Raw genomic sequence first — 20,159 nt, 5'->3', positions numbered from 1 at the left:
GGTTTTTTTATTTTGCTAACACTTTATCTAAATAAGCGATAATTGATTCTTTTCCATTGGCATGTGCTTCTTGAGCGCGTTTTTCATCTTTTTCAAGCTTAGTCTCTGCTGCTACAGCAATTTTTTCAGCATCTTGTTGTGGCACAACAATTACACCATCCACATCCCCAATAATATAATCACCAGGATGAACCGTAACTCCTCCAATGGCGATCGGTACATTTACTTGACCTCCGCCGTTTTTATTGCCTGCTGCTACAGTAGTGCCTAACGAAAATACAGGGAAATTTAATTCACGTATTGCTGCAATATCGCGGATTACACCATCCACAACAAAACCTTGTACACCTATCCCTTTTGCTAAGGAGATCACAAAATCTCCAGCAACAGCTCGGTTTGTATTACCTTTTGCATCAATGACTAAAATATCTCCTTCATTTGCAGCCCTAATCGCTTCCAAAACTGCCCCATTTTCACCATCTGGTAAACGTACAGTTACAGCTCGCCCAGCAACTTTAAAATGGTCTGCTAACGGCTTAATATCACTTCGCACATTGGTATGTCCGCCTGTTGCATCTGAAATAGCTGTTGTTGGTAAATGCTGAAAGCTTACTTCCACTTTTGTCATACATAACACCCCTATTATGATTAATGACTTACTCTATTATTGTAAATAAAAAATACAACCTATTTCAATATATCTCGAAAATAGTAGTCACTAGTAGAATTAAATACTTTCAATAAATTGCTTTGATTGCTCGTCTAAGGCTTCAGCAGCAGATGCTATTTCACTAAAGTCATTTGCTGTGACAGTAATTTGTTCATTTGTTTTCTCTATTTTTTCTGCTATTTTTGTAATACTATCAGTCACCTGACCAATTTCTCGCTCAATGCCCTCCACATTATCCTTCACTTCTGAAATAGATTGTTCAACTCTTACAGAAAGCTTACGTACCTCTTTCGCCACTACATCAAAACCTCTTCCATATTCTCCAGCCCTAGCGGCTTCAATAGCTGCATTTAATGCCAATAAATTAGTTTGTGAGGCAATTTCTTGTATAGTTTTGACAATCCCTTTAATAGAATCTGCTTGTTTCTGAAGCTGCACAAGATTACTTACATTTTCATTTGATTCCTTTGAAACTACTTTAATGGTTTCTAGTAGATCTTGGCTATTTTGAATGCCCGCCTCTGAACGCTGGTAAAGCTTATTAGACATGCCCTTCAACTTGTCAGCAACACTAACTATCTCATGTTGTCGTTCAGTGATATTGGCAGCTATTTTGGATACACCTATTACTTTTCTTGTATCATTTGCGAAGACAGGCATATATGTCGCTTCCAGCCAAATTATATTACCTCTAGCATCAATTCTTTTTATTTTGTCCTGATAGCTGTTTCCTGCCGTTAGGTTGCGCCAAAAATTATCGTACTCCATACTATTAACGAAATCAGGCAAACAAAAGTCTTTATGATGTTTTCCTAGCATTTCCTGCACTGTATAGCCTAATGTTTGAGCAAATAGTTCATTGACATACGCCACTCTTCTATCCATATCGAAGCGGATAATGGCAATATTGCGTTCAATAGCCTGTACTACTAAATCATCGGTTACTTGAGCCTCTACACTATGCATTAAGAACACCCCATCCTAATTTTTTACTTAAAATTTAATTATTTTACTTTTATATTACATTAATTATGCCTCAGTGTAATTGCAGGGGATGTTAGTGCACCTGCTGCATCAAGATAAAAAACATGGAGAATGTTCATCCATGTTTTTTTAATAAACGTAAAATCCCTTCAGAGGTAGCCGCTACACGTAAGAACTTCTTTTGCTCTGCACGTATAAAGCCTTCCTCTAGCATTGTTTTAAAATGCTGTAGAAGTGCATCATAGAATCCATGGACATTATATAAAATGACAGGTTTTGTATGAAGTCCAATCTGAGCCCAAGTAAATACCTCAAAATATTCATCTAAAGTCCCTGCGCCTCCTGGTAGAGCAATAAAGGCATCTGCTAACTCGGCCATTTTAGCTTTACGAATATGCATAGAGTCTACAATATGAATTTCTGTTAATGAGGCATGGGCCAATTCACGCTTTTGTAAATGTGTTGGCATCACACCAATCACTTCTCCTCCAGCTGCTAAAACAGCATCGGCAACCTTCCCCATTAGGCCTGTTTTTGAACCACCATAGACAACCCCGTGACCGTTTTTTGCCAGTGCTGTACCAAGCTCAGCCGCTTTCTCTGCATAAATAGAGCTTTTACCCAGACCGGATCCGCAATACACTGCGATTCTTATAATAATCCCTCCTATTCAAAAAACGTGAAACAATCGGCTATATATTGTCTCACGTTTTTTGGTCATTTATTTTACTTTTATTTTCGTAAATGGCTTGTTTGTTTTAGCATATGACTGATACGGCTTACAATTGATTCAATGGCATCAGGATTTTTTAATAAATCATAATCATTAATATCTAAACGTAGAACTGGGCAAGAATTAAAATTATTTATCCAATTTTCATAGCGTTCATGCATTTCTATCCAATAATCATTTGGTGTTTGTTGCTCCATTGTACGTCCACGCTCTTGAATACGTCCAATAACCGCATCAATAGGTCCTTCAAGATAGACAAGCAAATCTGGATGTGGGAAATAAGGTGTCATCACCATTGCATCAAACAAATTTGTATAAGTCTCATAATCTGTTGGGCTCATTGTTCCTTTATCATAATGCATCTTAGCAAAAATGCCAGTATCCTCATAAATAGAGCGATCTTGTACAAATCCTCCACCATATTCAAAAATACGCTTCTGTTCTTTAAAACGCTCTGCTAAAAAGTAGACCTGTAAATGAAAGCTCCATTTTTCAAAGTCCTCATAAAATTTATCAAGGTATGGATTTGTGTCTACTTTCTCGAACGAGGTACGAAAGTTCAGTGCCTCTGCTAAAGCCTTTGTCATCGTCGATTTTCCTACCCCAACAGTACCAGCAATCGTAATAACCGTTTGTGGTGGAATATCGTACTTCTTTCTTAAATTCATTATTGCAAACTCCTTTGTTGTAACGTATCTTTAATTATTTTTAAAACATGATTTAAATCATTGGGATTTTTTACAAAATCAAGCTGATCTCCATTAAATCGAATAACTGGAATTTCGGGATGCATGCTTTCAAAATGCTCGATAAAAGAATGATAGTCAGCCACAAGCTGCTCCATGTAATCACGTGAAATCATCTTTTCAAACTCTCGCCCTCGCATGGCGATACGCTTCATTAATGTCTCAACACTGGCATGTAAATAAACCACTACATTTGGAACAGGCATGTCTTTCGTTAAAATTCTATAGATCTCTTCATACTTCTCGTATTCAGTTGGTGCCAATGTACGCTTCGCAAATATTAAATTTTTAAAAATATGATAGTCTGCTACAACAGGTTTGGCATGTGCTAAACGAAATTTTTTAATATCGGTTAGTTGCTTATAGCGATTACAAAGGAAGAACATTTCCGTTTGGAAACTCCACTCCTCAATGTTTTCATAAAACTTATTTAAAAAAGGGTTTTCGTCTACAATTTCTTTTAATAGATGGTAATTAAATGTCGCTGCTATCTCTTTCGATAAAGAGGTTTTACCAACACCAATCGGACCTTCTACCGTAACAAATGGAACCGTCACCAGAAGCTCCTCCTTTTGTTCTATGGATTCGATCATTGTGTCCTACATAAAATGAATCAGTACCTTTCATTTTATCATAGTAGGAAAATGAAAAACAGAATCAACCTATTGTTCTAGTAAATTTACCTGGGATATTCTTCTCATGATGACATAGAAAAAAGACATCGAGAATCTACTTCCCGATGCCTTTATACTTATTTATAATTTCACTCGTTGTAAACGAAGTGCATTTAATACGACCGAAACTGAACTAAAGGCCATCGCTGCGCCTGCTACCCATGGAGCAAGCAGACCGAGTGCAGCAATTGGAATACCTAATGTATTATAAGCAAATGCCCAAAATAAATTTTGTTTAATATTACGCATTGTTTTTCTACTCATTAGAATGGCATCCGCGATACTATTTAAATCTCCACGAATAAGCGTAATATCTGCAGCTTCCATTGCCACATCTGTCCCTGTACCAATTGCCATCCCAATATTCGCTGTTGCTAAGGCAGGTGCGTCATTAATACCATCACCAACCATCGCTACTTTTTTCCCTTGGACTTGAAGTTTTTTCACTTCATCAGCTTTACCTTCTGGTAAGACTTCTGCAATAACATGATTCACGCCTACCTCTGTTCCAATTGCTTGAGCAGTACGCTCGTTATCACCAGTCATCATGATGACCGTAATCCCCATATCCTGTAAACGACGAATAGCTTCTTTTGATGTATCTTTCACGGTATCAGCCACAGCTACTAAACCTGCATATTGCCCATTGATGGCTGCTAACATGGCTGTCTTACCATTTCGTTCTAGTTGCTCCATTGTTGGTAAAATATCATTAATATGAATACCATATTGTTGCATTAATTTACGTGTGCCAATGATAACACCTTGACCTGAGACAGTTGCCTGCACACCATAACCCGGTATTGCTTCAAAGAATTGAACGTCACCTAAAGCTATGCCGCGTTTTTCTATGCCTTGAACAATGGCTTCTGCTAGTGGATGCTCTGACTGCTTCTCTGCTGCCCCGATTAAGGATAAAAAGCGTACTTCATCTTGCTCTGGCGCTAACAGAACATCTGTAAGCTCAGGTTTACCATGTGTCACTGTTCCTGTTTTATCTACAACAACTGTATCTATGCCTTGTGTTTGCTCTAAATGTTCTCCCCCTTTAAATAAAATACCAAACTCAGCTGCACGTCCAGAGCCTGCCATTATTGAAGTTGGTGTTGCTAACCCAAGTGCACATGGACAAGCAATGACAAGAACTGCGATTAATACCTCTAAAGCAGGTGTAAATTCCCCTGGACGGACCCAAATAATCCAAATTAAAAAGGTTACAATGGCTATGCCCACAACAATAGGTACGAAAATCCCTGAAATCTGATCTGCTAAACGTTGAATAGGTGCTTTCGATCCTTGAGCATCTTCGACCACTTTAATAATTTGTGCTAATGCTGTATCACGGCCAACCTTTGTTGCAGTCATTTTAATAAAACCATTTTTATTAATAGTTGAGCCAAATAATAGATCACCTTGCTTTTTATCAACTGGTAGACTTTCTCCTGTTAGCATTGATTCGTCAACAGCTGTTGTCCCCTCTATTACCTCACCATCTACAGGAATTTTTTCACCTGGTTTCACTAAAATAACATCGCCAATGATAACTTCTTCTAATGGGACCTCCTTTTCTATACCGTCACGTACAACGATCGCTGTCTTTGCTTGAAGTCCCATTAGTTTTTTTATGGCTTCAGATGAACGTCCTTTTGCCTTTGCCTCAAATAATTTACCTAATAAAATTAGTGTAATTAATACAGCACTCGTTTCAAAATAAAGATGTGGACCGTGATGTGATCCTATCGTTACAATCGCTTGATAGACACTATAGAAATAGGCTGCTGATGTCCCCATCACAACAAGCACATCCATATTTGCACTACCATTGCGTAATGCTTTATATGCCCCTACATAAAATTGTTTACCAATAATAAATTGCACTGGCGTAGCCAATACCATTTGGACCCATGGATTCATTAGAAATTCTGGAACATATAAAAATGACGTAAAGGAAAAATGACCAACCATCGTCCAAAGCAGTGGTAAAGAAAGTATAGCCGATAAAATAAATTTATGTTGTTGCTGTTTGATAGCTTTTTCACGATGATCCACTGTTTCCTGCTCATCTGCCTTTTGATGTGCCCCATAGCCTAGCTTCTCAACTTTTGTAATAATATCTGCGATGGATACTTCCGAAGGATTAAACTCGATCATCGCTTTTTCCAGTGCTAAGTTGACATTAGCAGAGGAAATACCAATTAGTTTATTTAACCCTTTTTCAATGCGAGTCGCACAGGCTGCACATGTCATACCTGTAATATCAAGTTCAGCTTTTTGTTTAACAACACCATAGCCAAGTGCTTCTATTTTCTTTTCAAAATCTGCTTCACTTAGTTTAGTGGGGTCATATTTAATAGATGATTTTTCAAGTGCTAAATTTACTGTTGCATGTTCTACACCATCCATTTTATTTAACCCTTTTTCTATTCGAGTGGCACAGGCCGCACATGTCATCCCTGTAATTTGCAAATTAGCTTCCTTATGATCAGAACTCATTTACCTTTCACCTCTCCTTATACCAACAGGGGGTATATAATTTTGAAAATAAGAGAGTGCTACTTGAGCACTCTACAATTATTATTTTACGTCATATCCTTGGTCATCAATTGTTTCTTTAATTTGGTCAAGTGATACTTGTGCATCATCAAAGGCAATATCCACTAAGCCATCTGCTAAATTAACTTTTACTTGTTCAACACCAGCTAGAGCACCAACACTTTTTTCCACTGCATTTACACAATGACCGCATGACATTCCTTGTACGTTTAATGTTACGTTTTGCATAATAAAATCTCTCCTTTTGTATGTTTTCAATCTATTTTTTCATTAACTTTTGAATCGTTATTACTAACTCATCTAATACTGCTTCATCGCCTTCTGATAGACGATCCACAACACAGCCCTTTAAATGACCTTCTAATAATATTTTTGCCACACTATTTAATGCAGATTGTGTAGCAGATAGTTGCGTAATAATATCATCACAGTAAACGTCTTTATCAATCATTCCCTTAATACCACGAATCTGACCTTCAATTCGATTTAAGCGAGTTGTTAGATCCTTTTTCACACGCTCAGGGTGATGACTTTTTCGGCAAGACGTAGCTTCCTCTGTATGACAAGCATCCTCTTTTACTGTCTCCTCCATTCACTACACCTCCTATTTGTAATTATCATACTATACCCACGAAGGGTATGCAAGTCATAAAAAATTTTATTTATCATCGTGATGATGTTCATGGTCATTTTCTAATTTACATAAAATAGAATTATCATGTCGATGTAAGGATGTTTCTAATTGAATTGTTATATGCTTAATGCCCTTATGTTGAAGATTATGTTCAATTTTCCGCAAGATATGCTCACTCTCAGCTATTTTCAATTGATCATTTACAACTGCATGACAGGATAATGCATTCGTTCCACTAGTTATTGTCCAGATGTGTAAATCGTGGATACTTTCTATTCCATCAGTCTGCTCTATTAGCTGAATAATCTCCTGAACATCTATATTTGAAGGTGTCCCCTCCATTAATACATGAATCGAGGCTTTTGTGACATGGTAGCCACTTCGTACGACCAATAATGCAACAACAACGCTTGCAAGAGGATCTGCCCAGCCCCAGCCAAAAAACATAATTAATAGTGCCGCAACAATAGCGCCTACAGATCCTAGCATATCACTTAGTACATGTAAAAATGCTCCGCGCATATTTAAATTATCCTTTGTATCACTTCCACGCATCATAATCCAGGCAACTAAAATGTTAACGAACAAACCAATTGTACTGATTATAAGCATTCCAGTTGTAGCTACTTCTGGTGGGTTTGTAAATCGTTCAATCGCTTCATAGAAAATAAATAATGCGATTCCTATTAATGTAATGCCATTCAATACTGCAGCTAAAATCTCAAATCGTTTATAGCCGTATGTTTTACTATAGCTTGCAGCTTTTTCCCCAAACATAAAAGCTAACATGGCTATACCTAAAGAGATAGAGTCACTTAACATATGCCCTGCATCTGATAAAAGAGCCAAACTATTTGTTAAAAAGCCACCAATGGCTTCCACTACCATATACCCTGTAATAATAATAAACGACAGTAATAATACCTTTTTATTTGCACCATGTGTATGATCATGGCCATGGTCGTGTTGATGTCCCATTGTTATTCCCTCATTTCATTTTAGTTATGAGCCGCATGCTCAATAGCCTGCTTCAATAAATTCATAATGTGATCATCGTCCTTAGAATAATATAAGGTTGTTCCTTCCCTTCTAAATTTCACCAATCTTAAATTTTTAAGAAAGCGTAATTGGTGGGAAACCGTTGATTGGCCTAAATCTAAAATTTCTGCAATATCATTAACAGAATGTTCATCTGAACAAAGTAAGTTTAAAATACGAATTCGTGTTGGATCACTCAAGGCTTTAAAAGTCTGAGATACTACAAATAATGTCTCTTCATCTAAATGCTGATCAATATTTTTTTGCATTTCTGAACTGTTTAATTTTTCATCCATAGAAGTTTACCCCATTCTTCAATATTTATATATGAGCATGTGTTCATATATAAATATATATGGATATATAAGGAATGTCAACAAGTATTTATGCTTCGACATATTACAGGTCAATCGTTGATTTTAAATGAATATATCATCCGAAAAGAAGTAAAAGTAGCAATTACCACTTCAGCACGCTACACTACTGTTAAGGAGAGATATGAGTGGATATTTTTGACGCAGATCGTTTATTTATGAAACAAGCATTAGAGGAAGCTCAACAGGCTGCAGTACTTGGGGAAGTACCAATTGGTGCAGTACTTGTTTATGAAGGGAAAATCATTGCACGTGCGCATAATTTAAGAGAAACAACGCAAAATGCAACAACACATGCGGAGCTGTTAGTGATTCAAGAAGCCTGCAAAAAAATAGGGAGTTGGCGACTGGAGGATACTACTCTTTATGTTACATTGGAGCCTTGTCCAATGTGTGCAGGAGCCATTCTCCAATCACGTGTACCCCGAGTTGTTTATGGGGCAAGAGATCAAAAAGCTGGCTGTGTAGATTCTCTTTACCATTTATTAAATGATGAACGCTTTAATCATGAATGTGATGTAACAGAAGGGATTTTAGCCGAGGAATGTGGTCAAATTTTAACAGACTTTTTTAAGGCATTACGAGACCGTAAAAAAGCTGAGAAAAAAGCACGATTAGCTTCCAACGATGTAAATGGTCTTTAAAGAAGGTGCCTCCTAATGAGACACCTTCTTTAATATTTAAGGGAATGGCGATATATATGAAATATGTCGTAGCAGCGACCATCTTCATAACTAATTTATTGAGCTTGAATAGTGGATTGTGTAAAAACACATTCTCCTTCGATATATGTAGCGAATGGTTTTACATGCATAAGCTGGTTATGTGAAAGCGTCAGCAAATCGTCTGTTAGTACAACAAAATTAGCTTCATAGCCCTCTTTTAACTGACCAACGTTCTCCATACGAATCATCGTCTTGGCATCAACTGTGTATAGCTGTAATGCCTCCTCTACAGAGATTTTTTCTGCGGCGCCTAAATCTGTGCCATCATAAGCTGTTCGTGTAACGGCTGCTTGTATCGTCACAAAGGGATTAGCTGCTTCTGCCCATGATGTAGCAGGTGCATCTGAAGAGAGCGCTGTCGCAATCCCCCTCTTGAGAAATGTTTGTACACCATATAATGTCTGTGTTTTTTCTAGCCCTAGATTCTCTAAATAACTCTCAATTTCACAAAATAAGAAGATGGGTTGTGGCACAAAGCCTATCCCCCATTCAGCAGCTTTTTGCAAGGCACTTTTAGATGGCATGGCTGCATGCTCAATACGAACAGACGGTGCATCTGTTAACCAAGCCTTTTCCTCATAAAATGTGTCGACAATTAGATCAATGGCTCTGTCCCCCATTGCATGAACCACTAATTGAATACCATATTCTTTTGCTACCGCAGCAGCCGCTAGCAGCTCCTCTTTCGAAGTCATCGCTATGCCTTTTTCATCACTTCCCAAAAATGGCTCAGAAACAAGTGCTGTACGGCCTGAAACACTGCCATCCGAAAATAGCTTAATGCCTCCGATATAGGCTCCTGCAGAACGATCAATAGTATTTGCTGTCAACAGCTCATATCGTTGAATATCCTCCCAGATATAATAAACTGCTACGCGTTGCTTAAAACCTTTTTCTCGGGCTTTACGATACAGGCCTAAATAATCAATAGGTGCTACCGTGGCCATTAATTCTGTAATACTTGTTACACCATAGGATGCCAAAGTTTGTGATAGCTTTAGAAGCCTTTTGACAATCTCTTCTTCAGATGGTGTAGGTAAATGCTGTAGTACTAGATTACGTGCATTTTCACGCAGTACGCCTGTAGGTTCTCCATTTTCATCCCGATCGATTTGTCCACCCTGTGGATCAAGCGTATCCTTCGTAATACCTGCGATTGCTAATGCTTTACTATTAACCGATATAATATGACCACATGTACGCATAACAATGACAGGTAACTCTGTAGAGGCACGGTCTAAGTCCTCTTTTAAAGGCGCTCTTCTTTCCTTTAGTTTCCCTTCATCATAGCCCCAGCCTAATAGCCATCCCCGCTGACTTGCATCATAGTTTGCTAATGCATTAATTATATCCTCAATAGAATAAATATATGGAGGTAAACAAGCCACTTGTTCCATAACATCCGCTAACATAATGGGATGCATATGAGCGTCAATAATCCCAGGAATAATGAGCTTTCCTTGTACATCTATTACTTCTCCCTGATAGGGAGGTAAATCTTCCTGTTGTCCAATCCAAAGTACCTTTCCTTCTTCAATTACCATAGCCGTTGCAGATGGCTGATTAGTATCTGCCGTATAAATCTTTGCGTTACAAATAATTTTCATCATTTTTCAACTCCTATTTCTTCCATACCAAAAGTAGATTTTTCAGGATCTTCTGCTTTCAGTACCCTATGCAAAATAGTACCGATAATAAAGCCAATAATAGATGGCACGATCCAAGCAAACCCACTAGACTGTAATGGTAAATGCATGACCAACTGTGTCACACCAGGTATCGTAATTTCATAGCTAGCAAATGTTTCAACGACGCTTACTAGAAATGCAAATAGGACAGTTCCTTTATAGGCTCCTGCATTTGGTACAAAACGATCAAAGGCTCCCAGTAGCACAAGTACAATAATGACTGGATAAATTACCAAGAAAATCGGCAATGTAATTTCAACGATGGCACCTACACCTAAGGAGCCAATAGTTGCGCCTACTACACACATAATAAAGACCCACGTTCTATAGCCAAGCTTCTCTTTTGTTAGTTCATTTAAAAACTGTGAGGATATGACCATGACGCCAATCGCTGATGTTAAGCAGGCAAAAACAACACATATAGCTAGTAACGCTTTACCCAAATTACCAATGACACTAAAGGCAATGCCCGCTAATAGTTCTGTATCACTGCCCGGATTTGTGATGATGCCACTACTTGTAGCCCCTAAATAGAGCAGGCCACCATATACTGCAATTAACCCTATTGCAGCAATAGCCATTCCACCAAGCGCGACCTTTTTAGATTGTTTCCCTTTATAGCCATAGCCTACTATTGCTGCTAAAAAGATTGGCGCACAAAGAATACCTGTTCCCACATCCCCTGTTTGATAGGCTGCTATTATGGAGTTGGCAAAAACCCTTTCTGCTCCTGTATTAATTGCTGCTCCTATTGGGTCTAATACCCCTTTACCAATGAGGATAATAAGTATAAGAACAAGAACAGGCGTCAACCATTTGCCAATCTTATCGATCACATTTGATTGGTCCATCGCAAAGTAAAAGCAAATCGCGAAAAATGCTAATACTGACACAATTAAAGGTACGTTCGGAATAATTTGTGATACTCCTAATTCATGAGTTGTTGCTGACATCCTCGGTATTGTGACAACCATCCCAATACAAACCATCATGACCGTATTAAAGGCTTTATAAAACCAATTTCCGATTGGTCTTGTGAGCGCTTCCACAGTTCCCCCAGTATTATAAATTGCATACACCGCAAGCACAGGTAAAATAACACCCGTTAAGCTAAAGCCCATCAGAGCGGAAATCCATGATTCCCCTGCACTATTTCCTATGGATGGCGGAAATATTAAATTCCCAGCACCAAAAAATATAGCAAATAAGGCTAGCCCCACGATTATCGTATGCTGCACAACTTTAGACATATCCTCAACCCCTTTATAATCGTTTACAGAAGATTTATCTAAATAATAAAAAATTTAATAACACGAAAAAAGGAGATAAATTTTTATCCCCTTTTTGTAAAATTTTTTTTACAACAATTCATATTTTAAACACTTATATTTTAGTAATTGACGAGATATACCTAAACGTCTAGCTGTTTCCGCTAATCGTCCATCAGTTTCACGCAACTTTTCCGCTATAATTAGACGCTCGTAGGCTTCCGTTAAATCTCGTAAATGTCCAGATTGGTTGTTTTGCATGATCGATTGAATTGAATGTTGAACATTTTTTTTAATCCTCTCTGGAACATGTTCAACAAGTATTTCATCCCCAAGCAAATTATTATATGCCGATTCAAGGGCATTTTTTAGTTCACGCACATTCCCCGGCCAATGATAGGCATAAAATAACTGAATTACTTCATTACAATAGCTTACATTTTTCTGTAGTGTATGTTCATTGTAAAATTGTATATAAAAATCAAGGATAAATGGAATATCTTCCTTCCTTAATCTTAGCGGTGGCAAATCAATTTGAAGAACATTTAAGCGATAAAATAAGTCCTCGCGTAGCCTTTTTTCAGCTAATAGTTTGTCCACATCTTCATTGACAGTAGTAATATACCTTATATCCAAGGGCTCACCATTTAACACTTTTATATCTACCGCATGTAAAAGTTTCGCCTGCAAAGATATATCCAATAAATTAAGGTGATCGATGAGTAGCGTCCCACCATTAGCCTCCTGTAATTTTCCACTTTTTGCTTCATTGTCCGAGCCGTATAGCTGCGTAAATATATTATCCTCTGTCAATGTTGGGCAGTTCAAAATAATAAACGGCTTTGTATAGCGTTCACTTTCATTGTGTATGCCTTGTGCGATAATATCTTTCCCAGTTCCAGTTTCCCCAGTTAGTAAAACGGGTGCACTTTTTTGAGCACTACGACGTGCCTTTTCAAGTTGAGTTTTCATTTCGGCGTTTGTTGTAATGTAATCCTCCAAACGGTAGGTTGTATGATTATCTCGATATAATTTATGTCCCAGGAAATTATCTAAGTATTTAATTTGCTTAGTTTCATAAAAATGTTTTGAAAATTCAATGGCACCAATGGCTTTTCCATGCTCCATAATGGGATAGGTCGAACTCAGTGATAAATAACTAAAACCGTTCAATGTTGTCAGTTGTTGTTCATAGTATAAAACTGGCTGCCCTGTTTGTATGACTTGAAAGACAGTACTTGTCTCAGGTGATAAATTTTGATAATTATCAGTCACAGTGCTGTGAAAAAATTCATCTGGTGTTAAGCCGATTTCCAATAATATATTTAAATCTGCTAAATCATAAAAGATTGCACAGCCTTTATCATCTGTAATTAAAACATTATCAAATTCACTGAAAGCCTGTGCAAATTGTTGCAATTCCATGAATTTCTCCCCCTTGTCCCCATGAATATTACCCATTATAACGAATTTTCAAAAATTATGAGAGAATTCAATTTTTGCAACACAAAAAAGCTATTTTAGAACATCCATAAAGGAATTGTCTAAAATAGCTTTATCTGTCGTTTATTTTGGTGCGATTACTTCTTTACCGCCCATATAAGGTCTTAAAACTTCAGGAATTACTACGCTGCCATCAGCTTGTTGGTAGTTTTCTAGAAGAGCAGCAACTGTACGGCCAATGGCAAGACCTGAGCCGTTTAATGTATGCACATATTCTGGTTTTGCATTTGGCTCACGACGGAAGCGGATATTTGCTCGTCGTGCCTGGAAATCCTCAAAGTTAGAGCAAGAAGAAATTTCACGGTACATGTTTTGTGCAGGAATCCAAACTTCTAAATCATATTTTTTCGCTGCAGTAAAACCTAAATCAGCTGTACACATTTTTAACTTACGATATGGTAAGCCTAGTAATTGTAATACTTTTTCTGCATGACTTGTTAGTAGCTCTAATTGTTCGTATGACTCCTCTGGTTTTACAAAACGTACTAATTCTACTTTATTGAACTGGTGTTGACGAATTAAACCACGTGTATCACGACCTGCAGATCCCGCTTCTGAACGGAAGCAAGCACTATACGCTGCAAAGCCTTGTGGTAAAGCTTCAGCCGGTAAAATCTCATCTCGATAGAAGTTCGTTACTGGTACTTCTGCAGTTGGAATCATAAAATAATCTGTTTCCTCTAATTTGAATACATCTTCCTCAAATTTCGGAAGTTGCCCTGTACCTGTTAGGCTATCTCGATTAACAATGACAGGTGGTAGCATTTCCTCGTAACCATGCTCCTCTGCATGTAAATCCATCATGAATGTCATTAATGCTCGTTCTAAACGAGCACCAAGACCACGATAGAATAAGAAACGGCTACCTGTTACTTTCGCGCCACGTTCAAAGTCTACAATTTTTAAATCCGTTGCAAGGTCCCAGTGTGCTTTAATATCAAAATCAAATGTCGGAATTTCACCCCACGTATATTCTTCAACATTGTCATCCTCTGTTGTGCCTACTGGTACAGATTCATGTGGGATATTTGGTAAACGCATCATCATATCTTTAAAGCGTTCTTCAACATCATTTAATTGTACATCTAATTCTTTAATTTCATCGCCAACCTGACGCATACGAGCAATGACTTCATCAGCATTTTCTTTGTTGCGTTTCATAACTGAGATTTGTTCAGATACTTTATTGCGTTCTGCTTTTAATTCTTCTGTTTTGGCAATTAATTCACGACGTTTTGCATCTAAGCCTTCAAAGTCATCTAAATTTCCTAAATCTTCATTACGTGTTAATAACATCTCTTTAATTTCCGCGAAATTATCGCGTACGCGTTTAATATCTAACATCTTCATACCTCCAATAGTTTCTTCATGATGGAAAATCGTTGCAGCGAAATGAACACAAAAAAGCCCTCATCCCTAAAAAGGGACGAGAGCTACCCGCGTTGCCACCCTAATTGACTAGACCTATTTCTGCCTAATCCACTTATTTCATAACGGCATTTCAGCCGGCTACAGCCTACTTCATTCACTTCGACTGTGCAACTCCAGGACGGATTCACAAGTGCTTTTATCAGCTTCCACCAGCCGCTGACTCTCTAAAAAAAACGTGCTTGCTACTACTTCCCATCATCGTGTTCAGTTATTTAAAATTTAACCATACTGTACTATATGAAAACAAATTTTGCAAGTCATACCATAGAGGTTACAAAATATTCAAGAATTCGTGTATCCTCTGTTAATTCGGGATGAAACGAACAACCCAATAAATGGCCATCTTGTGCCAAGATTATTTTCCCATCATGTTTTGCAAGAATTTCAACACCTTTACCTACCGCTTCAATATGAGGTGCACGAATAAATACTGCTGGAATCCCTACACCGACTTTAGGAATATCTAGTTGTACTTCGAAGCTATCCACCTGACGTCCATATGAGTTTCTTGCTACAGTCACGTCCATCACAGCCAAATGTGGTTCATCTTCAATTAGATCCTTGGCTAATAAAATTAATCCCGCACATGTACCAAGCATCGGTAATCCTTTCTGTGCAAGTCCACGAATTGGCTCTAGCAGATCAAATCGATCCAGCAATTTTCTCATTGTTGTGCTTTCTCCACCTGGTAACACAAGTCCATCTAGGCTTCCTAAATCCTTTCTTTGTTTTACTTGAATTGCTTCACAACCAAGAGCTTCTAACATTTGTATATGCTCACGAACTGCTCCTTGTAATGCTAATACACCAATTCGCTTCATGCTACCAACCTCGCTCTTGCATACGCTCGTTGTGTCCAAGCTGTGCAATATCAATCCCCTTCATTGGCAAGCCGAGCTCTTTTGATATATCTGCAATAAGCTTGTAGTCTTTATAATGAGTAGTCGCCTCTACAATGGCACGTGCAAATTTTTCAGGGTTCTCAGATTTGAAAATACCTGAGCCAACGAAAACGCCATCAGCTCCAAGTTCCATCATTAAGGCTGCATCGGCAGGCGTCGCCACTCCTCCTGCTGCGAAGTTTACTACTGGTAAACGACCAAGACGTTTAATTTCTCTTAATAACTCGAAAGGAGCTCCTAGTAATTTCGCCTCTGTCATTAATTCATCCTCTGTCATTCCTACGACTTTACGAACCTGTGCATTTACTTTACGAATATGGCGAACGGCCTCCACAATATTCCCTGTACCTGGTTCACCTTTAGTTCGTAACATCGAGGCACCTTCCCCGATACGACGGGCTGCTTCCCCTAAATCGCGACAGCCACACACAAACGGTACTGTGTATTCACTTTTTAATAAATGGTACTCTTCATCTGCTGGTGTTAAAACTTCACTTTCATCAATATAATCAACACCCATTGCTTCTAAGACACGTGCTTCAACAATATGACCAATACGTGCTTTGGCCATCACAGGAATAGTTACTGCCCCCATCACTTCCTCAACAATACGAGGATCAGCCATGCGTGCAACGCCACCTGCTTTCCGAATATCTGAAGGTACTCTTTCTAATGCCATAACTGCTACAGCACCTGCAGCTTCTGCAATTTTTGCTTGCTCTGCATTAATGACATCCATAATGACGCCGCCTTTTTGCATTTCTGCCATTCCACGCTTTACTAGCTCTGTACCTGTTTGTTTCATTTTCTAACCTCCACCTTTATGATGAAGTTTAGTATAATAGAAATTGACCATATAAAAATATCCAGTTTTCAAAATATTTATAGGGTCAGGAGGTTTCAGATTATGGATATGCTTTTATTCCAGCTTGAAAGAGATAGTGATAAACCGCTTTATGATCAGCTTTATAACGGTATTAAAGAGGCTATTATTTCTAAAAAAATAACTGTAGGAGAAAAACTGCCTTCAAAAAGAAAATTAGCTGATTTTTTAAACATTTCCCAAACAACAATTGAAATTGCCTATGCTCAGCTATTAGCTGAAGGCTATATTATGTCCAAATCACGTATTGGCTATTTTGTAGAAGAAATAGATGAACTGCCCTACATTCAACAAGATACTATGGCATCCATTAATGAATATCCTAAGAAAAAGTCTTACAAAATCGATTTTAATCCAGGATCTATTGATATCGATGCTTTTCCATTTCAAACATGGAGAAAGTATGCAAAAGAGCTTTTTGACGATACCTCAAAGGAGCTATTATTAACAGGGGAACCACAAGGTGAACTGTCTTTACGCACAGAGATTGCTAATTATTTATATCAATCCCGTGGTGTTGTATGTCACCCTGAACAAATTGTTATTGGTTCAGGGACGGAGCAGCTCCTCCCTATGATTCTCCGTCTTTTTAGTGAGGACACTAGCTTTGCATTAGAAAACCCAGGATACCCTGCCGTCCATCGAATGTTTTCCCAGCATAAACGAAAAGTTTACCCAATTGCAGTTGATGAAGAGGGCATAATTATTCATGATCTTGAAAAAACAAATGCGAATGTTGTGTATATTACACCCTCACATCAATTCCCAACTGGGGCTGTATTATCTGCTACAAGACGAGCACAGGCTTTAAATTGGGCAGCACAAAGCACCTCTCGCTATATTATTGAGGATGATTATGATTCGGAATTTCGTTATGCTGGAAAACCAATTCCTGCCCTACACGCATTAGATCGAAACGATAAAGTGATTTACATGAGTACTTTTACCAAATCTTTAATGCCATCCTTGCGAGTAGCTTATTTTGTACTTCCACCTAAACTACTTGCCACTTATAACGATGTCTTTAATTATTACTCTTCCACTGTGCCTCGTTTTGATCAGCATATTGTAGCAAATTTTATGGGTGATGGGCATTTTGCAAAGCACCTCAATCGTATGCGTAAAATTTATCGTAAAAAACATGATAAATTAACTTCTATTTTAGAAAAATATTCATCATCCATTAACATTACTGGTGAACAAGCGGGTATGCATATTTTATTAGAGGTTCAACACACATTTTCAGAAAAACAATTACAACAGCTCGCCTCTCAAGCAGAGATCGGTATTTATCCATTATCAGCCTATAGACTAGATCATTATGAATCTTCACAAGCTCAATTTTTATTAGGTTTTGGAGGGATTCCCGTACAAGCAATCGAATCATCCATTGAGCAGTTGATGGATTGCTGGAGCATACAAAAAAATGACCCATCTACGTAGATGGGTCATTTTATATTAAGTCTCAATTAATTGAATTTGATAATGCTCAAACCAAGTATGAATTTGCCCTAGATAAGCTAAAAGCTGGGGACCTGCCATTAACTGCCCATACCATGGAACCTTAAAAGAGCTACCTCCCGATTCAATTAACTCCGCAAGCTTTTGTCGTTCAAATAGTTCATGCAAGATTGAATTTTTATCATGTAGAATTTCCTTCAACCATTTTTGCACTCCTGCTGTATAGACAGGATGATATGTTTTTGGATAAGGATTTTTTTTACGATATAACACTTCATTCGGCAATAGATGTGCCATTGATTTTCGAAGTAATCCTTTTTCTATTCCATCCAAATTCTTCATTTCCCACGGAATATTCCAGGCATATTCTACAAGCCGATGATCTGCAAAAGGGACACGTACCTCTAAACTTGCCCCCATACTCATACGATCCTTCCGCTCTAATAATGTTTGCATAAACCATAGCATATTTAAGTAGGACATTTCGCGATGCTTTGCCTCTGCTAGACCTTCTCCATCTAACAAAGGAACTTCAGCTATTGTTTGTGTATATAGTTGTTGTGCATAGGCTTCAATTTTTAATTTGTTGTTCCACTTCTCTTGGAGTAATGCACTTCTTTCAGACAATGAACGTATCCAAGGGAAACCAGTAGTCCTATCTTTAAACCATGGATAACCACCAAAAATTTCATCTGCACACTCTCCTGATAGCGCTACAGTAAATTCCCTTTTTATTTCCCGACAAAACCATAATAACGAGGAATCCACATCTGCCATACCTGGGGAATCGCGAACAATGACCGATTCTACTAATAAATCAATTAACTGTTGCTGGGTGATTTCCTCTGCGTGGTGAGCTGTCTTGAAAGTTTCTGTCATTTTTTGAATCCAGTACGTATCTGTGGAGGTTTGGAAAGAATGTGGGTTAAAGAAGCGCTCATTGTCTTCATAATCAATAGAATACGTATGCAATTGCTGGCTTTGCTGTTGGAATCTATTTGCTGCTATGCCTGTGATAATACTGGAATCTAGTCCTCCTGAAAGAAACGTACAAATGGGTACATCCGAAACTAGCTGACGTTCAATAGCATCCGTTAACAAAAAACCAACATGTTCAATCGTTTCTCCTAATGTTTCTTCATGTCTACGGCTTTGTAGCTGCCAATACGGCCAACTTCTTAAACCTCCTTCTCTAGAGAATCGCATAGCATAGCCAGGTCGTAATTCTTTAATATTTTGAAAAAGGGTTTTACCTGGCTCTCTAGAAGGCCCTACAGCCATCATACTTGCCAACCCTTCAACATTTACACATGCTTGAACCGTAGGGTGTGCTAGCAGAGCCTTCACTTCAGATGCAAAAAGTACACCATCTTGTTGCTCTGTATAATACAAGGGTTTTACGCCTAGTCGGTCTCGACACAAAAATAAAGACTGCGTTTGCTCATCCCAAACACCGAAGGCAAAAATACCATTTAGAAATTCTACACACTGCTCTTTCCATTCAATATAGGCAGTTAATAGTACTTCAGTATCCGATTGTGTTGTAAAGCTGTGCCCTCTTTTTTGAAGTTCCTTACGTAGCTCCTCTGTATTATAAAGTTCGCCATTATATGTAATGACATAGTTCAAACCATCATGGATTTTTTTCATTGGCTGTTTGCCACCGATTAAATCAATAACAGCCAACCGTCGATGGCCAAATGCAATATGCTCACTACACCAAATATTTTCATCATCTGGCCCTCTCTTATTTAATGTTTGCGTCATCGATTTTACTATTGTGTCACTTGTTCTTAAGTCCTTTTGAAAACTAGCCCAGCCTGTAATACCACACATTTAGCCACATCCTTTCGCCTATTAGCGTATGCTATAGCGTGTAAAAATGTGAAAAA

The 20,159-nt window shown here is 38.1% G+C and carries 19 protein-coding genes and 1 other annotated feature; of the genes, 2 read left to right on the top strand and 17 right to left on the bottom strand.

The window, feature by feature from the left end:
- Nucleotides 1-7: 7 nt before the first annotated feature.
- The 10 genes from QH639_RS17660 to QH639_RS17615 all read right to left on the bottom strand — a co-directional run bounded on the left by QH639_RS17660 (nucleotide 8) and on the right by QH639_RS17615 (nucleotide 8,328).
- On the bottom strand, nucleotides 8-628 hold the full coding sequence (locus QH639_RS17660) for an RraA family protein (protein ID WP_131522640.1): 621 nt from the start codon (nucleotides 626-628) through the stop codon (nucleotides 8-10).
- A 99-nt stretch (nucleotides 629-727) separates the two neighbouring features.
- The gene (locus tag QH639_RS17655; protein ID WP_131522639.1) at nucleotides 728-1,636 is read right to left on the bottom strand and encodes a methyl-accepting chemotaxis protein; all 909 of its coding nucleotides are present in this window, start codon (nucleotides 1,634-1,636) and stop codon (nucleotides 728-730) included.
- 133 nt (nucleotides 1,637-1,769) lie between these two features.
- On the bottom strand, nucleotides 1,770-2,297 hold the full coding sequence (locus tag QH639_RS17650; RefSeq protein ID WP_131522638.1) for an LOG family protein: 528 nt from the start codon (nucleotides 2,295-2,297) through the stop codon (nucleotides 1,770-1,772).
- 89 nt (nucleotides 2,298-2,386) lie between these two features.
- Entirely contained in the window at nucleotides 2,387-3,055 is a 669-nt protein-coding gene (locus QH639_RS17645; RefSeq protein WP_281114864.1) for a deoxynucleoside kinase, read from the bottom strand.
- Entirely contained in the window at nucleotides 3,055-3,690 is a 636-nt protein-coding gene (locus tag QH639_RS17640; protein ID WP_004233969.1) for a deoxynucleoside kinase, read from the bottom strand. The genes QH639_RS17645 and QH639_RS17640 overlap by 1 nt, the downstream gene beginning before the upstream one ends.
- A gap of 198 nt (nucleotides 3,691-3,888) precedes the next feature.
- Nucleotides 3,889-6,300: a heavy metal translocating P-type ATPase gene (locus tag QH639_RS17635; protein WP_281114863.1), complete on the bottom strand. Its 2,412-nt coding sequence runs from the start codon at nucleotides 6,298-6,300 to the stop codon at nucleotides 3,889-3,891.
- An 81-nt stretch (nucleotides 6,301-6,381) separates the two neighbouring features.
- Nucleotides 6,382-6,588, bottom strand: coding sequence for a copper chaperone CopZ (gene copZ, locus QH639_RS17630; protein WP_004233974.1), 207 nt, complete (start codon nucleotides 6,586-6,588; stop codon nucleotides 6,382-6,384).
- Between the two features lie 31 nt (nucleotides 6,589-6,619).
- Complete coding sequence (locus tag QH639_RS17625; RefSeq protein ID WP_004233976.1) at nucleotides 6,620-6,952, bottom strand: metal-sensing transcriptional repressor; 333 nt, start codon at nucleotides 6,950-6,952, stop codon at nucleotides 6,620-6,622.
- Nucleotides 6,953-7,018: 66 nt separating this feature from the next.
- Nucleotides 7,019-7,972 carry a cation diffusion facilitator family transporter gene (locus tag QH639_RS17620; protein WP_131522636.1) on the bottom strand — a complete coding sequence of 318 codons (954 nt, stop codon included), beginning with the start codon at nucleotides 7,970-7,972 and terminating at the stop codon, nucleotides 7,019-7,021.
- 20 nt (nucleotides 7,973-7,992) lie between these two features.
- Entirely contained in the window at nucleotides 7,993-8,328 is a 336-nt protein-coding gene (locus QH639_RS17615; RefSeq protein WP_016995255.1) for an ArsR/SmtB family transcription factor, read from the bottom strand.
- A 206-nt stretch (nucleotides 8,329-8,534) separates the two neighbouring features.
- Here QH639_RS17615 and tadA point away from each other — a divergent pair, with 206 nt between their 5' ends.
- Entirely contained in the window at nucleotides 8,535-9,050 is a 516-nt protein-coding gene (gene tadA, locus QH639_RS17610) for a tRNA adenosine(34) deaminase TadA (protein ID WP_131522635.1), read from the top strand.
- A gap of 95 nt (nucleotides 9,051-9,145) precedes the next feature.
- Here the strand turns inward: tadA and QH639_RS17605 are convergent, their stop codons facing one another.
- The 6 genes from QH639_RS17605 to pdxS form a co-directional block, all read right to left on the bottom strand.
- Nucleotides 9,146-10,741, bottom strand: a complete 1,596-nt coding sequence (locus QH639_RS17605) for an amidohydrolase (protein ID WP_281114862.1) — start codon at nucleotides 10,739-10,741, stop codon at nucleotides 9,146-9,148.
- The gene (gene brnQ / locus QH639_RS17600) at nucleotides 10,738-12,069 is read right to left on the bottom strand and encodes a branched-chain amino acid transport system II carrier protein (protein WP_281114861.1); all 1,332 of its coding nucleotides are present in this window, start codon (nucleotides 12,067-12,069) and stop codon (nucleotides 10,738-10,740) included. Before brnQ ends, QH639_RS17605 begins: the two co-directional genes overlap by 4 nt.
- Nucleotides 12,070-12,177: 108 nt before the next feature.
- A complete protein-coding gene (locus tag QH639_RS17595) occupies nucleotides 12,178-13,512 on the bottom strand; it encodes a sigma 54-interacting transcriptional regulator (RefSeq protein WP_281114860.1) in 1,335 nt (444 codons plus the stop codon).
- A gap of 141 nt (nucleotides 13,513-13,653) precedes the next feature.
- Nucleotides 13,654-14,934: a serine--tRNA ligase gene (gene serS, locus QH639_RS17590; RefSeq protein ID WP_131522631.1), complete on the bottom strand. Its 1,281-nt coding sequence runs from the start codon at nucleotides 14,932-14,934 to the stop codon at nucleotides 13,654-13,656.
- 75 nt (nucleotides 14,935-15,009) lie between these two features.
- Nucleotides 15,010-15,229: a binding site (T-box leader), on the bottom strand.
- Nucleotides 15,230-15,278: 49 nt separating this feature from the next.
- Nucleotides 15,279-15,842, bottom strand: a complete 564-nt coding sequence (gene pdxT, locus QH639_RS17585; RefSeq protein ID WP_237898975.1) for a pyridoxal 5'-phosphate synthase glutaminase subunit PdxT — start codon at nucleotides 15,840-15,842, stop codon at nucleotides 15,279-15,281.
- Between the two features lies 1 nt (nucleotide 15,843).
- A complete protein-coding gene (pdxS, locus tag QH639_RS17580) occupies nucleotides 15,844-16,728 on the bottom strand; it encodes a pyridoxal 5'-phosphate synthase lyase subunit PdxS (RefSeq protein WP_131522629.1) in 885 nt (294 codons plus the stop codon).
- A 102-nt stretch (nucleotides 16,729-16,830) separates the two neighbouring features.
- On the opposite strand from pdxS, the gene pdxR reads away from it, so the two are divergent.
- Nucleotides 16,831-18,249, top strand: coding sequence for a MocR-like pyridoxine biosynthesis transcription factor PdxR (gene pdxR, locus QH639_RS17575; RefSeq protein ID WP_082148118.1), 1,419 nt, complete (start codon nucleotides 16,831-16,833; stop codon nucleotides 18,247-18,249).
- A gap of 15 nt (nucleotides 18,250-18,264) precedes the next feature.
- Here the strand turns inward: pdxR and asnB are convergent, their stop codons facing one another.
- Nucleotides 18,265-20,103, bottom strand: coding sequence for an asparagine synthase (glutamine-hydrolyzing) (gene asnB, locus QH639_RS17570; protein WP_131522627.1), 1,839 nt, complete (start codon nucleotides 20,101-20,103; stop codon nucleotides 18,265-18,267).
- Nucleotides 20,104-20,159: the final 56 nt, after the last annotated feature.

This window comes from Lysinibacillus sp. 1 U-2021 (assembly GCF_029916965.1).
Taxonomy (GTDB): domain Bacteria; phylum Bacillota; class Bacilli; order Bacillales_A; family Planococcaceae; genus Lysinibacillus; species Lysinibacillus capsici.
Note: the sequence above shows the minus strand (reverse complement) of the source record. Positions and strands in the feature narration are given on the sequence as shown.

What these genes read in the sequence shown, in the direction of transcription:
- QH639_RS17605 (WP_281114862.1), bottom strand. Translation starts at nt 10,741, where the DNA reads ATGATGAAAATTATTTGTAACGCAAAGATTTATACGGCAGATACTAAT.
- brnQ (WP_281114861.1), bottom strand. Translation starts at nt 12,069, where the DNA reads ATGTCTAAAGTTGTGCAGCATACGATAATCGTGGGGCTAGCCTTATTT.
- QH639_RS17660 (WP_131522640.1), bottom strand. Translation starts at nt 628, where the DNA reads ATGACAAAAGTGGAAGTAAGCTTTCAGCATTTACCAACAACAGCTATT.
- copZ (WP_004233974.1), bottom strand. Translation starts at nt 6,588, where the DNA reads ATGCAAAACGTAACATTAAACGTACAAGGAATGTCATGCGGTCATTGT.
- QH639_RS17655 (WP_131522639.1), bottom strand. Translation starts at nt 1,636, where the DNA reads ATGCATAGTGTAGAGGCTCAAGTAACCGATGATTTAGTAGTACAGGCT.
- pdxS (WP_131522629.1), bottom strand. Translation starts at nt 16,728, where the DNA reads ATGAAACAAACAGGTACAGAGCTAGTAAAGCGTGGAATGGCAGAAATG.
- asnB (WP_131522627.1), bottom strand. Translation starts at nt 20,103, where the DNA reads ATGTGTGGTATTACAGGCTGGGCTAGTTTTCAAAAGGACTTAAGAACA.
- pdxR (WP_082148118.1), top strand. Translation starts at nt 16,831, where the DNA reads ATGGATATGCTTTTATTCCAGCTTGAAAGAGATAGTGATAAACCGCTT.
- QH639_RS17635 (WP_281114863.1), bottom strand. Translation starts at nt 6,300, where the DNA reads ATGAGTTCTGATCATAAGGAAGCTAATTTGCAAATTACAGGGATGACA.
- QH639_RS17625 (WP_004233976.1), bottom strand. Translation starts at nt 6,952, where the DNA reads ATGGAGGAGACAGTAAAAGAGGATGCTTGTCATACAGAGGAAGCTACG.
- QH639_RS17620 (WP_131522636.1), bottom strand. Translation starts at nt 7,972, where the DNA reads ATGGGACATCAACACGACCATGGCCATGATCATACACATGGTGCAAAT.
- serS (WP_131522631.1), bottom strand. Translation starts at nt 14,934, where the DNA reads ATGTTAGATATTAAACGCGTACGCGATAATTTCGCGGAAATTAAAGAG.
- pdxT (WP_237898975.1), bottom strand. Translation starts at nt 15,842, where the DNA reads ATGAAGCGAATTGGTGTATTAGCATTACAAGGAGCAGTTCGTGAGCAT.
- QH639_RS17595 (WP_281114860.1), bottom strand. Translation starts at nt 13,512, where the DNA reads ATGGAATTGCAACAATTTGCACAGGCTTTCAGTGAATTTGATAATGTT.
- QH639_RS17615 (WP_016995255.1), bottom strand. Translation starts at nt 8,328, where the DNA reads ATGGATGAAAAATTAAACAGTTCAGAAATGCAAAAAAATATTGATCAG.
- QH639_RS17645 (WP_281114864.1), bottom strand. Translation starts at nt 3,055, where the DNA reads ATGAATTTAAGAAAGAAGTACGATATTCCACCACAAACGGTTATTACG.